The organism is Xanthomonas sp. F10, from assembly GCF_014206815.1.
Classification (GTDB): domain Bacteria; phylum Pseudomonadota; class Gammaproteobacteria; order Xanthomonadales; family Xanthomonadaceae; genus Xanthomonas_A; species Xanthomonas_A indica.
The window spans coordinates 1-16594 of the sequence record NZ_JACHNP010000005.1; the positions used below are offsets into that span (position 1 = coordinate 1).

Below are 16594 nucleotides of genomic sequence, written 5' to 3' on the forward strand. Positions count from 1 at the left end.
GCGGTGCAGCTGCCGGAAGGCGTGGAAATGGTGATGCCGGGCGACAACGTCAAGATGGTGGTGACGCTGATCAACCCGGTGGCGATGGACGAAGGTCTGCGCTTCGCGATCCGCGAAGGCGGCCGTACCGTCGGCGCCGGCGTGGTGGCCAAGATCATCAAGTAATGCCCTCCGGCGGCGCAGACCGCCGGGCTCGACGGCAGGACGGCGGCTTCGGCCGCCGGAATCCGACGAGGTGCAGGCGACTCCGGTCGCCGGGTTCAGCGAAGGGCGGGCCGGAACCTTCGGTCCGCCTTCGCCGTCTCAGGGAAGTGCAGTCGTTCTTACTACACGCCAGTAGCTCAATTGGCAGAGCAGCGGTCTCCAAAACCGCAGGTTGGGGGTTCGAGTCCCTCCTGGCGTGCCAATCTGCCGCTCCCTATCCAGTGACCTCGGTCGCATAGCAGCAAGAGTCGGATGAACAGCAAGATCGAGCATTCCAAAGGCCCCGCCGCATCCTCCGGCGGCGATATCGTCAAGTACGTCATCGCTGCGCTGCTGGTGGTCGCTGGCCTGTTTGTCTGGTTCTGGTTCGGCGAGTCGAGCCGTGCTGCACAGCTGGGGAGCTGGTCCGGTCCGCTGCGCGCACTGGCGGTGATCGCGGGTCTGGTGGCCGGTGCCGCGGTGTTCCTGCTGACCGCCAAGGGCCGCGAAGGCCGCGAGTTCCTGTCCGAGTCCCGTTTCGAACTGCGCAAGGTGGTGTGGCCGACCCGTCAGGAAGCCATTCGCACCACCTGGGTGGTGATCGTGGTGGTGATCATTCTGAGTCTGTTGCTGGGCGGGTTCGATTTCCTGATCCAGAAGCTGATGCAGTGGTTCGTGAGCCGTTGAGGAGAGTGCAGCAGTGAAGCGTTGGTATGTCGTTCACGCCTATTCAGGCTTCGAGAAGTCCGTGGCGCAAGCGCTGCGCGACCGTATTGCGCGTGACGAGATGCAGGAGCGCTTCGGCGACGTGCTGGTGCCCACCGAGGAAGTGATCGAGATGCGCTCCGGCCAGAAGCGCCGTTCCGAGCGCAAGTTCTTCCCGGGTTACGTGCTGGTGCAGATCGAAACCCACGATGAAGGCGGCATTCCGCGCATCGACAACGAAAGCTGGCATCTGGTCAAGGAAACGCCGAAGGTGATGGGCTTCATCGGCGGCACCGCCGACCGTCCGCTGCCGATCCGCGACGAAGAGGCCGATGCGATCCTGCAGCGCGTTCAGGATGGCGTGGAGAAGCCGCGTCCCAAGGTGCTGTTCGAGCCGGGCCAGATGGTCCGCGTCACCGACGGCCCGTTCAACGACTTCAACGGCGTGGTCGAGGAAGTCAACTACGAGAAGAGTCGCCTACGCGTGGCGGTGCTGATCTTCGGCCGCTCCACCCCGGTGGAACTGGAATTCGGCCAGGTCGAGAAGGCCTGAGCCCGCCCCGGCGCGGCTGCGCCGGGCGCCAAAATCTCTGCTATACTGCGCGGCTCCCTGTCCAGGCAAGCCGCCGGGCAGAACGGAAGCCGCCGCGAGGCGGCTTTCTGCGCACTTCAAAAACGTGATGGCGGGACACGTGATTTTCCCGTCGCGATGGGGAGCCTGCGGTTTAGGCGCTAGCACCCGGAGACACTAAAATGGCAAAGAAAGTCGTCGGTTACATCAAGCTGCAGGTGAAGGCCGGTCAGGCCAACCCCTCGCCGCCGGTCGGTCCTGCGCTGGGTCAGCGCGGTCTGAACATCATGGAATTCTGCAAGGCGTTCAACGCCGCCACGCAGAAGCTGGAGCCGGGCCTGCCGACTCCGGTCATCATCACGGCCTATTCGGACCGTACCTTCACCTTCGTCACCAAGAGCACCCCGGCCAGCGTGCTGCTGAAGAAGGCCGCGGGCGTGAGCTCCGGCTCCAAGCGTCCGAACACCGAGAAGGTGGGCAAGGTGACCCGCAAGCAGCTCGAAGAGATCGCCAAGGCGAAGGAAGCCGACCTGACGGCGGCGGAGCTGGAAGCGGCGGTACGCACGATTGCGGGTTCCGCCCGCAGCATGGGCCTGACGGTGGAGGGTTAAGCAATGGCACAGACCAAGCGACAGAAAGCGATCCGTGCTGCCGTGCAGCCGGGCAAGGCGTATTCGATCGACGAAGCGCTGAAGATCGTCAAGACCACCAGCAAGGCCAAGTTCGTCGAAGCCGTCGACGTGGCCGTGCGCCTGGGCGTGGACGCCAAGAAGTCCGACCAGCAGGTGCGCGGTTCCACCGTGCTGCCGGCCGGTACCGGCAAGAGCGTGCGCGTGGCGGTGTTCGCCCCCGCCGGCGCCAAGGCTGACGAAGCGCTGGCCGCCGGTGCCGACGCCGTCGGCATGGACGACCTGGCCGAGAAGATGCAGGGCGGCGACCTGAACTACGACGTGGTCATCGCCACCCCGGACGCGATGCGCGTCGTCGGTAAGCTGGGCACCCTGCTGGGCCCGCGCGGCCTGATGCCGAACCCCAAGGTCGGCACCGTGTCCGCCAACCCGGCCGAAGCGGTCAAGAACGCCAAGTCGGGTCAGGTGCGCTACCGCACCGACAAGGCCGGCATCATCCACTGCACCATCGGCAAGGCCAGCTTCGAAGACGATGCGCTGAAGAGCAACCTGCAGGCGCTGCTGCTGGACCTGGTCAAGGCCAAGCCGGCGACCTCGAAGGGCACCTACCTGCAGAAGATCTCGGTGAGCTCGACCATGGGTCCGGGCGTCACCATCGATCAGGCTTCGCTGTCCCTGAAGTAATCGCAAGACGGCGCCGCCCGCGAGGTGCGGCGCCGGTTTCACCCTTTTGAAGGCGTCGCCCGGGGCAACCCGACGCGAAGCCGTCAAAGACCGCAGGCGCGGTCTGCGCATACCGACGACGGGCACGGAAGCTCGAAATGGCAAGGAGTCGCCGTCGGTACAGCGGGATCGCTTAATCAGCCCCTCGGGGCCAGCCGGCGTAGATGGTGCCGCCTTTCTGGAGTTTTTCTGGTGCAGGCCAGCCCGGTGTCCCGGGCGCGCTCACTCCAGGTCTGGAACGGCCACCAACTGGGATGCCATGCGGCATCCCCGGCATCCAGGAAGGAGGCCGCCTAGGACCGCAAGCGGCAGGAGCCGCGAGCGGAGTAAGTTTGAAGCAGGGATTCGAGATTAGAGATTGGGGATCGGCAAGAGCGGCGTTGCGGCTCCTGACGAATCCCGAATCACCAATCCCAACTCCCGGCTTTAACGGAGGAGTGCAATGGCTCTCAATCTGTCCCAGAAGCAAGAAGTCGTCGCCGAACTGGCCGACGTCGCCGCGAAGGCCCACTCCTTGGTTGCTGCCGAGTACGCCGGCATCACGGTCTCGCAAATGACCGCGATGCGCAAGAAGGCGCGCGAAACCGGTGTGTACTTGCGTGTTGTCAAGAACACCCTGGCCGCGCGTGCCGTTGCCGGTACCGAATACGAGTGCGTCCAGGACGCGCTGGTCGGTCCGCTGCTGTATGCGTTCTCGACGGAAGAACCCGGCGCTGCCGGTCGTCTGATCAAGGAATTCGCCAAGGGTAACGACAAGCTGCAGGCCAAGGTCGTGTCGCTGGGTGGTCAGCTGTATCCGGCCGCTCATCTCGAGGTGTTGGCGTCGCTGCCGACCCGCGAGCAGGCGCTGGCCATGCTGGCACGCGTCCTGGCCGAGCCGGCGAGCATGTTCGCCCGTGCGGTCAAGGCCGTGGGCGACAAGCAGGGTGGCGGCGACGCCGCTCCCGCCGACGCCGAAGCGGAAGCCCCGGCCGAAACGGCTTAAGTTCGCGACACCTGAAACGGTTCACTAGAACCTCATCCAGAAAAAATTCCAAAGGTAATCACAATGTCCCTGTCTAACGAGCAGATCGTCGACGCAATCGCCGAAAAGACCCTCATGGAAGTGATGGAGCTGGTCAAGGCCATCGAAGACAAGTTCGGCGTTTCCGCCGCCGCCCCGGTCGCCGCTGCCGGCCCGGCCGTGGCCGCCGCCCCGGTCGAAGAGCAGACCGAGTTCAACGTCATCCTGGTCGACGCCGGCGCCAAGAAGGTCGACGTCATCAAGGCTGTCCGCGCCATCACCGGCCTGGGCCTGAAGGAAGCCAAGGACCTCACCGAGGCCGGCGGCGTGCTGAAGGAAGCCGTGTCGAAGGAAGACGCCGACAAGTTCAAGAAGGACCTGGAAGCCGCTGGCGCGAAGGTCGAAGTCAAGTAAGCAGTCCCTTGCATCGCCAGCCGTTCAAGGCGATGCACTGAAGGCTGGGGGCGAAAGCCCCCGGCCTTTGGCCGTTTCAGGCGGGAACCGGGAATCGGGAATGGAGAATCGGAACAGCCACGCTACGTGCGCTCCACGATTCCCCTTTCTCCATTCCCCATTCCCTGCTTCACCACCGAGTTGGTAGTTGGAAGTAGCGGGAGAAGGCGTGCTGGTGCCGGCAATACCAGCGACTTCCAACTGACAATTTATGTTCACTCAGGGCCGCGGACGCGCGGCCCGCATCAGCCAAGGTGATACCTCATGACGTCTTATTCGTTCACCGAAAAGAAGCGTATCCGCAAGGACTTCGGCAAGCAGCGCTCGATCCTCGAAGTGCCGTTCCTGCTCGCCATCCAGGTGGATTCCTACCGCGAGTTCCTGCAGGAGAACACCGACCCGAACAAGCGTTCGGACCACGGCCTGCACGCGGCCCTGAAATCGGTGTTCCCGATCTCCAGCTACAGCGGCAACGCGGCGCTGGAGTACGTCGGCTACAAGCTCGGCGAACCGGTGTTCGACGAGCGTGAATGCCGCCAGCGCGGCATGAGCTACGGCGCGCCGCTGCGCGTGACCGTGCGCCTGGTGATCTACGACCGCGAGTCCTCGACCAAGGCGATCAAGTACGTCAAGGAGCAGGAGGTCTACCTCGGCGAAATCCCGCTGATGACCGACAACGGCACCTTCATCGTCAACGGCACCGAGCGCGTCATCGTCTCGCAGCTGCACCGCTCGCCGGGCGTGTTCTTCGACCACGACCGTGGCAAGACCCACAGCTCGGGCAAGCTGCTGTACAGCGCCCGCATCATTCCGTACCGCGGCTCCTGGCTGGACTTCGAGTTCGACCCGAAGGACGCGCTGTTCACCCGTATCGACCGCCGGCGCAAGCTGCCGGTGTCGATCCTGCTGCGCGCGCTCGGCTACTCGAACGAGGAGATGCTCTCGGAGTTCTTCGAGATCAACACCTTCCACATCGACCCGAAGGAAGGCGTGCAGCTGGAGCTGGTGCCCGAGCGCCTGCGCGGCGAGACCCTGAACTTCGACCTGGCCGACGGCGACAAGGTCATCGTCGAAGCCGGCAAGCGCATCACCGCGCGCCACGTCAAGCAGCTCGAGGCCTCCGGCATCGCCGCGCTGGCCGTGCCCGACGAGTACCTGGTCGGCCGCATCCTGTCGCACGACGTGGTCGATGCTTCGACCGGCGAACTGCTGGCCAGCGCCAACGACGAGATCAGCGAAGATCAGCTGACCGCGTTCCGCAAGGCCGGCGTCGACGCCGTGGGCACGCTGTGGGTCAACGACCTGGATCGTGGTCCGTACCTGTCCAACACCCTGCGCATCGATCCGACCAAGACCCAGCTCGAGGCGCTGGTCGAGATCTACCGCATGATGCGTCCGGGCGAGCCGCCGACCAAGGACGCCGCGCAGAACCTGTTCCACAACCTGTTCTTCACCTTCGAGCGCTACGACCTGTCCACGGTCGGCCGCATGAAGTTCAACCGTCGCGTCGGCCGCAAGGAAGTCACCGGCGAGTCGGTGCTGTACGACAAGAAGTACTTCGGCGAGCGCAACGACGAGGAGTCCAAGCGCCTGGTCGCCGAGCACGGCGACAGCTCCGACATCCTGGACGTGATCAAGGTCCTGACCGAGATCCGCAACGGCCGCGGCGTGGTCGACGACATCGACCACCTGGGCAACCGTCGCGTGCGCTCGGTCGGCGAAATGGCCGAGAACGTGTTCCGCGTGGGCCTGGTCCGCGTCGAGCGCGCGGTCAAGGAGCGCCTGTCGATGGCCGAGTCCGAAGGCCTGACCCCGCAGGAACTGATCAACGCCAAGCCGGTGGCCGCCGCGATCAAGGAGTTCTTCGGCTCCTCGCAGCTGTCGCAGTTCATGGACCAGAACAACCCGCTGTCGGAAGTGACGCACAAGCGTCGCGTCTCCGCGCTGGGCCCGGGCGGCCTGACCCGCGAGCGCGCCGGCTTCGAAGTGCGCGACGTGCATCCGACCCACTACGGCCGCGTCTGCACCATCGAAACCCCGGAAGGCCCGAACATCGGCCTGATCAACTCGCTGGCGGTGTATGCCCGCACCAACCAGTACGGCTTCCTGGAGACGCCGTACCGTAAGGTCGTGGACGGCCAGATCACCGACGAAGTCGAGTACCTGTCGGCGATCGAAGAGAACGAGTACGTCATCGCCCAGGCCAACGCGCTGCACGATGCCAAGAGCCGCCTGACCGAGCAGTTCGTGCCGTGCCGCTACCAGGGCGAGTCGCTGCTGAAGCCGCCGGCGGAAGTGCACTTCATGGACGTGTCGCCGATGCAGACCGTGTCGATCGCGGCCGCGCTGGTGCCGTTCCTGGAGCACGACGACGCCAACCGCGCGCTGATGGGCGCGAACATGCAGCGCCAGGCCGTGCCGACGCTGCGTGCGCAGAAGCCGCTGGTCGGCACCGGCATCGAGCGCGCCGTGGCGCGCGACTCGGGCGTGACCGTGAACGCGCGCCGTGGCGGCGTGATCGAGCAGATCGACGCCGGCCGTATCGTGGTCAAGGTCAACGAGGCCGAGATCGGCGGCGGCACCGACGCCGGCGTCGACATCTACAACCTGATCAAGTACACGCGTTCCAACCAGAACACCTGCATCAACCAGCGTCCGCTGGTGAACGTGGGCGACGTGATCGCGCGCGGCGACGTGCTGGCCGACGGTCCCTCGACCGACATCGGCGAGCTGGCCCTGGGCCAGAACATGCTGATCGCGTTCATGCCGTGGAACGGCTACAACTTCGAAGACTCCATCCTGCTCTCCGAGCGCGTGGTGGAAGAGGATCGCTACACCACGATCCACATCGAAGAGCTGACCTGCGTGGCGCGCGACACCAAGCTGGGGCCGGAGGAAATCTCCGCCGACATCCCCAACGTGTCCGAGCAGGCGCTGAACCGTCTGGACGAGAGCGGCGTGGTGTACATCGGTGCGGAAGTGCGCGCCGGCGACATCATGGTCGGCAAGGTCACGCCGAAGGGCGAGAGCCAGCTGACCCCGGAAGAGAAGCTGCTTCGCGCGATCTTCGGCGAGAAGGCTTCGGACGTGAAGGACAGCTCGCTGCGCGTGCCGCCGGGCATGGACGGCACCGTCATCGACGTGCAGGTGTTCACCCGCGACGGTATCGAGAAGGACAAGCGCGCCCGCCAGATCGAGGAAAACGAGATCAAGCGCGTCAAGAAGGACTTCGACGACCAGTTCCGCATCCTGGAGAGCGCGATCTATGCGCGTCTGCGTGGCCAGCTGATCGGCAAGGTCGCCAACGGCGGTCCGAACCTGAAGAAGGGCGACACCATCAGCGACGCCTACCTGGACGGCCTGAAGAAGTCCGACTGGTTCGCGCTGCGCATGAAGGACGAGGACGCCTCCGAGGCGATCGAGCGCGCGCAGAAGCAGATCCAGGCGCACGAGAAGGAGTTCGAGCGTCGCTTCGCCGACAAGCGCGGCAAGATCACCGCCGGCGACGACCTCGCTCCGGGCGTGCTGAAGATGGTCAAGGTGTTCCTGGCGGTGAAGCGCCGCATCCAGCCCGGCGACAAGATGGCCGGTCGCCACGGCAACAAGGGTGTCGTGTCGATGATCCAGCCGATCGAGGACATGCCGTACATGGCCAACGGCGAGACCGTGGACATCGTGCTGAACCCGCTGGGCGTGCCGTCGCGTATGAACATCGGTCAGGTGCTGGAAGTGCACCTGGGCTGGGCCGCCAAGGGCCTGGGTCGCAAGATCCAGAACATGCTCGAGGCCCAGGCCAAGGTCGCCGACCTGCGCAAGTTCCTGGCGCAGATCTACAACCACGACCAGAAGCTGGGCGAGGACCGCGTGGATCTGGACCAGTTCAGCGACGCGGAGCTGCTGGCGCTGTCGAAGAACCTGACCGACGGCGTGCCGATGGCCACCCCGGTGTTCGACGGTGCGACCGAGGCCGAGATCAAGCACATGCTCGAACTCGCCGACCTGCCGATCAGCGGCCAGACCCAGCTGTACGACGGCCGCACCGGCGAGGCATTCGATCGCCACACCACGGTCGGCTACATGCACATGCTGAAGCTGAACCACCTGGTCGACGACAAGATGCACGCGCGCTCCACCGGCCCGTACTCGTTGGTCACCCAGCAGCCGCTGGGCGGCAAGGCGCAGTTCGGCGGCCAGCGCTTCGGCGAAATGGAAGTCTGGGCGCTGGAAGCCTACGGCGCGGCCTACACCCTGCAGGAAATGCTGACGGTGAAGTCCGACGACGTGCAGGGCCGCAACCAGATGTACAAGAACATCGTCGACGGCGAGCACGAGATGGTCGCCGGCATGCCGGAGTCCTTCAACGTGCTGGTGAAGGAAATCCGCTCGCTGGCGATCAACATGGAACTGGAAGACTGAGGGGCCGGGACCCGGATCCCGGGGCCCGGGACTCGGAAAAGCCAGGAGCGCAGCCGCTCTGCTTTTCCGGGTCCCCGGTCCCGAGTCCCGGGTCCCGATAGAACCCTTTCCGCCCCCGTCCTCGATACGAAATTCCTCCGACCCGGAGATACCCAATGAAAGACCTGCTCAACCTCTTCAACCAGCAGCGCCAGACGCTGGACTTCGACGCGATCAAGATCGCGCTGGCCTCGCCGGACCTGATCCGTTCGTGGTCCTTCGGCGAAGTGAAGAAGCCGGAAACCATCAACTACCGTACCTTCAAGCCGGAGCGCGACGGCCTGTTCTGCGCCGCCATCTTCGGCCCGATCAAGGACTACGAGTGCCTGTGCGGCAAGTACAAGCGCATGAAGCACCGCGGCGTGGTCTGCGAGAAGTGCGGCACTGAAGTGACCCTGGCCAAGGTGCGCCGCGAGCGCATGGGCCACATCGACCTGGCCTCGCCGGTCGCGCACATCTGGTTCCTGAAGTCGCTGCCGTCGCGCATCGGCCTGATGCTGGACATGACCCTGCGCGACATCGAGCGCGTGCTGTACTTCGAAGCCTACGTGGTGACCGAGCCGGGCCTGACCGCGCTCGAGCGCCGCCAGCTGCTGACCGAAGAGCAGTACCTGACCGCGCGCCAGGAGCACGGCGACGACTTCGACGCCGCCATGGGCGCCGAGGCGGTGTACGAGTTGCTGCGCACCATCGACCTGCAGTCGGAAATGACCCGCCTGCGTGAAGAGATCGCCGGCACCGGGTCGGAGACCAAGCTCAAGCGCCTGACCAAGCGCATCAAGCTGATCGAGGCCTTCATCGAGTCCGGCAACCGTCCGGAGTGGATGGTGATGACCGTGCTGCCGGTGCTGCCGCCGGATCTGCGTCCGCTGGTGCCGCTGGACGGCGGCCGCTTCGCGACCTCCGATCTGAACGACCTGTACCGCCGCGTCATCAACCGCAACAACCGTCTGCGCCGCCTGCTCGAGCTGAACGCGCCGGACATCATCGTGCGCAACGAAAAGCGCATGCTGCAGGAATCGGTCGATGCGCTGCTGGACAACGGCCGTCGCGGCCGTGCCATCACCGGCACCAACAAGCGCCCGCTGAAGTCGCTGGCCGACATGATCAAGGGCAAGCAGGGCCGGTTCCGCCAGAACCTGCTCGGCAAGCGCGTGGACTACTCCGGCCGTTCGGTGATCGTGGTCGGCCCGACCCTGCGCCTGCACGAGTGCGGCCTGCCGAAGAAGATGGCGCTGGAGCTGTTCAAGCCGTTCGTGTTCGCCAAGCTGCAGCGTCGCGGCCTGGCCACCACCATCAAGGCCGCCAAGAAGCTGGTCGAGCGCGAAGAAGCCGAGGTCTGGGACATCCTGGAAGAGGTGATCCGCGAGCACCCGGTACTGCTGAACCGTGCGCCGACCCTGCACCGTCTGGGCATCCAGGCGTTCGAGCCGGTGCTGATCGAAGGCAAGGCGATCCAGCTGCACCCGCTGGTCTGCACCGCGTTCAACGCCGACTTCGACGGTGACCAGATGGCCGTGCACGTGCCGCTGTCGCTGGAAGCGCAGCTGGAAGCGCGCGCGCTGATGATGTCCACCAACAACATCCTGTCGCCGGCCAACGGCGAGCCGATCATCGTGCCGTCGCAGGACGTGGTGCTGGGTCTGTACTACATGACCCGCGCGCTGGAGAACAAGAAGGGCGAGGGCATGGTCTTCGCCAACATCGCCGAAGTGAAGCGCGCCTACGACAACCGTGCGGTCGAACTGCACGCCAAGGTCAAGGTCCGCATCACCGAGACGGTGATCGACGAGGACGGCAACCGCACCAAGAAGGCCTCGATCGTGGACACCACGATCGGGCGTGCGCTGCTGGCCGAAATCCTGCCGGAAGGCCTGCCGTTCGCGCTGGCCAACACCGAGCTGACCAAGAAGAACATCAGCCGCCTGATCAACTCCAGCTACCGTCAGCTGGGTCTGAAGGACAGCGTGGTGTTCGCCGACAAGCTGATGTACACCGGCTTCGCCTACGCCACCCGCGCGGGCGTGTCGATCGGCATCGACGACATGCTGATCCCGTCGGAGAAGAAGGGCATCCTCGGCGAAGCCGAGCAGGAAGTGCTGGAAATCCAGGAGCAGTACCAGTCCGGTCTGGTCACCGCCGGCGAGCGCTACAACAAGGTCGTGGACATCTGGTCGCGCACCAACGAGCGCATCGCCAAGGCGATGATGGACACCATCGGCACCGAGAAGGTGGTCAACGCCAAGGGCGAGACCATCGACCAGAAGTCGATGAACTCGCTGTACATCATGGCCGACTCCGGCGCGCGTGGTTCGCAGGCGCAGATCCGTCAGCTGGCCGGCATGCGCGGCCTGATGGCCCGCCCGGACGGCTCGATCATCGAGACGCCGATCAAGGCGAACTTCCGCGAAGGCCTGAACGTGCAGGAGTACTTCAACTCCACCCACGGTGCCCGTAAGGGTCTGGCCGATACCGCGCTGAAGACCGCCAACTCCGGTTACCTGACCCGTCGCCTGGTCGACGTGGCGCAGGACGTGGTGATCACCGAGCCCGATTGCGGCACCACCGACGGCCTGACCATGACCCCGATCGTGGAAGGCGGCGACGTGGTCGAGCCGTTGCGCGACCGCGTGCTCGGCCGCGTGGTGGCCGAGGACGTGTTCCTGCCGGGCAACGACGAGGATCCGATCGTCACCCGCAACACCCTGCTCGACGAGCAGTGGGTGGCCAAGCTGGAAGAGGCCGGCGTGCAGTCGGTCAAGGTCCGCTCGACCATCACCTGCGAATCGGCGTTCGGCGTGTGCGCGCGCTGCTACGGCCGCGACCTGGCCCGTGGCCACCTGGTCAACATCGGCGAAGCGGTCGGCGTCATCGCCGCGCAGTCGATCGGTGAGCCGGGTACCCAGCTGACCATGCGTACCTTCCACATCGGCGGCGCGGCATCGCGTGCGGCCGCGGTGGACAACATCACGGTCAAGACCACCGGTTCGATCAAGTTCAACAACCTCAAGTCGGTCGAGCATGCCAACGGCTCGCTGGTGGCGGTGTCGCGTTCGGGCGAACTGTCGGTGCTCGACGGCCACGGCCGCGAGCGCGAGCGCTACAAGCTGCCGTACGGCGCCACCATCACCGCCAAGGACGGTGATGCGGTCAAGGCCGGCCAGTCGGTGGCGAACTGGGATCCGCACAACCACCCGATCGTGTCGGAAGTGGCCGGTTTCATCCGCTTCATCGACTTCATCGACGGCGTCACCGTCATCGAGAAGACCGACGAACTGACCGGCCTGGCTTCGCGCGAGATCACCGATCCGAAGCGTCGCGGCACCCAGGCCAAGGACCTGCGCCCGATTGTGCGCATCGTCGACGCCAAGGGCAACGATCTGACCATCCCGGGTACCGATCTGCCGGCGCAGTACCTGCTGCCGCCGCGCTCGATCGTCAACCTGCAGGACGGCGCGCCGGTCGGCGTGGGCGACGTGGTCGCCAAGATCCCGCAGGAAGCGTCCAAGACCCGCGACATCACCGGTGGTCTGCCGCGCGTGGCCGACCTGTTCGAAGCGCGCAAGCCGAAGGATCCGGCGATCCTGGCCGAGCGCTCGGGCATCATCAGCTTCGGCAAGGACACCAAGGGCAAGCAGCGCCTGATCATCAAGGACACCGACGGGTCGGAGCACGAAGAGCTGATCCCGAAGTACCGCCAGATCATCGTGTTCGAAGGCGAGCACGTGGCCAAGGGCGAAACCGTGGTGGACGGCGAGCCGAGCCCGCAGGACATCCTGCGCCTGCTGGGCGTCGAGCCGCTGGCCGCGTACCTGGTCAAGGAAATCCAGGACGTGTACCGCCTGCAGGGCGTGAAGATCAACGACAAGCACATCGAGGTCATCACCCGGCAGATGCTGCGCAAGGTCGAGATCACCGACCAGGGCAACAGCAAGTTCCTCAACGGCGAGCAGGCCGAGCGCCAGCGCGTCATCGAGGAGAATGCCCGCCTGGTCACGCGCAACGAGCTGCCGGCCAAGTACGAGCCGGTGCTGCTGGGCATCACCAAGGCCTCGCTGGCGACCGAGTCGTTCATTTCGGCCGCGTCGTTCCAGGAGACCACCCGCGTCCTCACCGAGGCGGCGGTCCGCGGCACCAGCGACACGCTGCGCGGCCTGAAGGAAAACGTGATCGTGGGTCGCCTGATCCCGGCCGGTACCGGCCTGGCGTACCACAACACGCGCCGCCGCAATGCCAGCGGCCTGACCGAGTCGGAGATGCAGACCCTGTCCGGCGGCAGCGCCGAGCCGGCGGTCGAGACCTCCGCCCCGGCGGCTGCCGGCAGCGAAGAGTAAGCAGTAAGCGGACCGGTCCCGCCCGCGGGGCCGCTCTACCAAGCGAAAGGGGGCGCAGCGGAAGCGCCCCGTATTCCGGCCCCGGATGGGCCAGCAAGTAAAAATTCCGTTGAGTTGACGGCGCTTTGACTTGCCCGCTATACTTTCCTGTCTCGGCAGGCCGTCCTTCGGCCTGCCTTCGTTTTCACGCATCCAGGCCCGACGGCCTCAATCAGAAGAATCCACTGATGGCGACGATCAACCAGCTGGTCCGCAAGCCGCGGCAGGCGACCACCTACAAGAGCGCCTCTCCGGCGCTGGACAAGTGCCCGCAGCGCCGTGGCGTCTGCACGCGCGTGTACACCACCACCCCGAAGAAGCCGAACTCGGCCCTGCGCAAGGTCGCCAAGGTGCGCCTGACCAACCAGGAAGAGGTCATCAGCTACATCGGCGGCGAAGGCCACAACCTGCAGGAGCACTCCGTGGTCCTGATCCGCGGCGGCCGCGTCAAGGATCTGCCGGGCGTGCGCTACCACACCGTGCGCGGTTCGCTCGACGCCGCCGGCGTCGCCAAGCGTCGCCAGGGCCGTTCCAAGTACGGCGCCAAGCGCCCGAAGAGCTAAGGGAAAGTACACATGTCTCGTAAAGGTAATACGCCGCAGCGCGCCGTTCTCCCGGATCCCAAGCACGGGAGCGAAACCATCGCCCGCTTCATCAACATGGTGATGCTGAGCGGCAAGAAGTCGGTCGCCGAAAAGATCGTGTACGGCGCGATGGACGTGATCGGCGAGAAGAACCCCAACGCCATCGAGCTGGTGCAGAAGGCGCTGGACAACGTCGCTCCGGCGGTCGAGGTCAAGTCGCGCCGCGTCGGCGGTGCCACCTACCAGGTGCCGGTCGAGGTGCGTTCCTCCCGTCGCATGGCGCTGGCGATGCGCTGGCTGATCGACTCGGCGCGCAAGCGCGGCGAGAACTCGATGCCGCGCAAGCTCGCGGCCGAGCTGGTCGATGCCTCGGAAAACCGTGGCGGCGCCATCAAGAAGCGCGAAGAAACTCACCGCATGGCGGAAGCGAACAAGGCGTTCGCGCACTACCGCTGGTGACCTTCCGGGCCTTGGAAACGGGGCCCGCTGGCACCATCTGAGTGCCGCTAGCCGCGCCGTTGCGCGCGGCACAAATCCGAAGGCCGCCGCAAGGCGGCGTTCGGCCATCCGAAATCCAAGAAATTTGAGAGGCTCCCTGTGGCCCGTACCACTCCCATCGAGCGTTACCGCAACTTCGGCATCATGGCCCACATCGATGCCGGCAAGACCACCACCTCCGAACGCATCCTGTTCTACACCGGCGTCAGCCACAAGATCGGCGAGGTGCATGACGGTGCCGCGACGATGGACTGGATGGAGCAGGAGCAGGAGCGTGGCATCACGATCACCTCCGCGGCCACCACCGCGTTCTGGACCGGCATGGACAAGTCCATGCCGCAGCACCGCTTCAACATCATCGACACCCCCGGGCACGTGGACTTCACCATCGAAGTCGAGCGCTCGCTGCGCGTGCTCGACGGCGCGGTGTTCGTGCTGTGCGCGGTCGGCGGCGTGCAGCCGCAGTCCGAGACCGTGTGGCGTCAGGCCAACAAGTACGCGGTGCCGCGTCTGGCGTTCGTCAACAAGATGGACCGCACCGGCGCCAACTTCGACAAGGTCGTCGAGCAGCTGAAGGCCCGCCTGGGCGCCTACCCGGTGCCGATGCAGGTGCCGATCGGCGCCGAAGACGGCTTCGAGGGCGTGGTCGACCTGGTCAAGATGAAGGCGATCCATTGGGATACCGCCTCGCAGGGCACCGTGTTCGAATACCGCGACATCCCCGCGCATCTGGTCGACAAGGCCACCGACGCGCGCGCGTTCATGGTCGAGGCCGCGGCCGAAGCCAATGAAGACCTGATGGACAAGTACCTCAACGAGGGCGACCTGTCCGAGGCCGAGATCCTGGGCGGTCTGCGCGAGCGCACCCTGAAGGTGGAGGTGGTGCCGGTGTACTGCGGCACCGCGTTCAAGAACAAGGGCGTGCAGGCCATGCTCGACGGCGTGATCCAGCTGCTGCCGTCGCCCAGCGACCGTCCGCCGGTCAAGGGCATCGACGAAGACGAGAAGGAAGACAGCCGTCCGGCCACCGACAACGCCCCGTTCTCGGCGCTGGCGTTCAAGATCATGACCGACCCGTTCGTCGGTTCGCTGACCTTCTTCCGCGTCTACTCCGGCACGCTGAACTCCGGCGACCAGGTGTACAACCCGGTCAAGTCGAAGAAGGAGCGCGTGGGCCGCATCCTGCAGATGCACTCCAACAACCGCGAAGAGATCAAGGAAGTGCGCGCGGGCGACATCGCCGCGGCGGTGGGCCTGAAGGACGTCACCACCGGCGACACGCTGTGCGCGCAGGACCACATCATCACCCTGGAACGCATGGTGTTCCCGGAGCCGGTGATCTCGATGGCGGTCGAGCCGAAGACCAAGTCGGACCAGGAAAAGATGGGCATCGCGCTGAGCCGTCTGGCGCAGGAAGATCCCTCGTTCCGCGTCAACACCGACGAAGAGTCCGGCCAGACCATCATCCGTGGCATGGGCGAGCTGCACCTGGAAATCATCGTCGACCGCATGAAGCGCGAGTTCAACGTCGAAGCCAACGTCGGCAAGCCGCAGGTTGCCTACCGCGAGACCATCCGCAAGGCGGTCAAGCAGGAAGGCAAGTTCGTGCGTCAGTCCGGCGGTAAGGGCCAGTACGGTCACGTCGTGCTCGAGATCGAGCCGCAGGAGCGTGGCCAGGGCTACACCTTCGAGAACGCGATCGTCGGCGGCGTCGTGCCGAAGGAATACATCCCGGCGGTGGACAAGGGCATCCAGGAAGCGGTGGCCAATGGCGTGATGGCCGGCTACCCGATCGTGGACGTCAAGGTGCGCCTGATCGACGGTTCGTACCACGACGTCGACTCGTCGGAAATGGCGTTCAAGATCGCCGGCTCGATGGGCTTCAAGGAAGGCTTCAACAAGGCCAACCCGGTGCTGCTGGAGCCGATCATGAAGGTCGAGATCGTTACCCCGGAGGATTACCTGGGCGACGTGATGGGCGACGTGAGCCGTCGTCGCGGCATCCTGCAGGGCCAGGACGACAGCCCGTCGGGCAAGGTGATCAACGCGATGGTGCCGCTGGGCGAAATGTTCGGCTACGCCACCACGCTGCGCTCGATGTCGCAGGGTCGCGCCACGTTCTCGATGGAGTTCGACCACTACGCCGAAGCGCCGGCCAACATCGCCGACTCGGTCATCAAGAAGAACTGAGATTAGAGCGACGGGATGCGTGCCGCGGACCCGGTCCGCGCCGCATCCCGCTCTCTCGTCCCCCAATACGAATCACGAGGTAGAGAAGACATGGCAAAGGGTAAGTTCGAGCGCACCAAGCCGCACGTCAACGTCGGCACCATCGGTCACGTCGACCACGGCAAGACCACGCTGACCGCGGCGCTGACCAAGATCGGCGCAGAGCGCTTCGGCGGCGAGTTCAAGGC

Annotated in this window: 12 protein-coding genes, 1 tRNA gene and 1 pseudogene; all 14 read left to right on the forward strand. The window is 65.3% G+C overall.

Annotation, left to right across the window (positions count from 1 at the left end; translation table 11 throughout):
- A pseudogene (locus FHR56_RS20385) lies at positions 1 to 165 on the forward strand (elongation factor Tu); the annotation flags it as partial.
- Positions 166 to 330: 165 nt separating this feature from the next.
- A tRNA-Trp gene (locus FHR56_RS20390) sits at positions 331 to 406 on the forward strand.
- Between the two features lie 50 nt (positions 407 to 456).
- Positions 457 to 870 (forward strand): preprotein translocase subunit SecE, encoded by a 414-nt coding sequence (gene secE, locus FHR56_RS20395; RefSeq protein ID WP_019796555.1) that lies wholly within the window; start codon positions 457 to 459, stop codon positions 868 to 870.
- Positions 871 to 883: 13 nt separating this feature from the next.
- Positions 884 to 1441, forward strand: a complete 558-nt coding sequence (nusG, locus tag FHR56_RS20400) for a transcription termination/antitermination protein NusG (protein WP_010341344.1) — start codon at positions 884 to 886, stop codon at positions 1439 to 1441.
- A 200-nt stretch (positions 1442 to 1641) separates the two neighbouring features.
- Entirely contained in the window at positions 1642 to 2070 is a 429-nt protein-coding gene (gene rplK, locus FHR56_RS20405; protein ID WP_010341342.1) for a 50S ribosomal protein L11, read from the forward strand.
- Positions 2071 to 2073: 3 nt separating this feature from the next.
- Positions 2074 to 2772, forward strand: coding sequence for a 50S ribosomal protein L1 (gene rplA / locus FHR56_RS20410; protein ID WP_017908392.1), 699 nt, complete (start codon positions 2074 to 2076; stop codon positions 2770 to 2772).
- Between the two features lie 481 nt (positions 2773 to 3253).
- Positions 3254 to 3796 carry a 50S ribosomal protein L10 gene (rplJ, locus tag FHR56_RS20415; protein WP_010341340.1) on the forward strand — a complete coding sequence of 181 codons (543 nt, stop codon included), beginning with the start codon at positions 3254 to 3256 and terminating at the stop codon, positions 3794 to 3796.
- 63 nt (positions 3797 to 3859) lie between these two features.
- Entirely contained in the window at positions 3860 to 4228 is a 369-nt protein-coding gene (gene rplL, locus FHR56_RS20420; protein ID WP_019797548.1) for a 50S ribosomal protein L7/L12, read from the forward strand.
- Positions 4229 to 4531: 303 nt separating this feature from the next.
- The gene (gene rpoB, locus FHR56_RS20425; RefSeq protein WP_010341337.1) at positions 4532 to 8683 is read left to right on the forward strand and encodes a DNA-directed RNA polymerase subunit beta; all 4152 of its coding nucleotides are present in this window, start codon (positions 4532 to 4534) and stop codon (positions 8681 to 8683) included.
- Between the two features lie 155 nt (positions 8684 to 8838).
- Positions 8839 to 13056 (forward strand): DNA-directed RNA polymerase subunit beta', encoded by a 4218-nt coding sequence (gene rpoC, locus FHR56_RS20430; RefSeq protein ID WP_184502855.1) that lies wholly within the window; start codon positions 8839 to 8841, stop codon positions 13054 to 13056.
- Positions 13057 to 13283: 227 nt separating this feature from the next.
- Complete coding sequence (gene rpsL / locus FHR56_RS20435; RefSeq protein ID WP_003469157.1) at positions 13284 to 13658, forward strand: 30S ribosomal protein S12; 375 nt, start codon at positions 13284 to 13286, stop codon at positions 13656 to 13658.
- A 12-nt stretch (positions 13659 to 13670) separates the two neighbouring features.
- Positions 13671 to 14138 carry a 30S ribosomal protein S7 gene (rpsG, locus tag FHR56_RS20440; protein WP_010341334.1) on the forward strand — a complete coding sequence of 156 codons (468 nt, stop codon included), beginning with the start codon at positions 13671 to 13673 and terminating at the stop codon, positions 14136 to 14138.
- Positions 14139 to 14276: 138 nt separating this feature from the next.
- On the forward strand, positions 14277 to 16367 hold the full coding sequence (gene fusA / locus FHR56_RS20445; RefSeq protein ID WP_184502856.1) for an elongation factor G: 2091 nt from the start codon (positions 14277 to 14279) through the stop codon (positions 16365 to 16367).
- A 90-nt stretch (positions 16368 to 16457) separates the two neighbouring features.
- Positions 16458 to 16594: GTP-binding protein (locus FHR56_RS20450; RefSeq protein WP_238482135.1), on the forward strand; the 137-nt coding region annotated here is incomplete at its 3' end.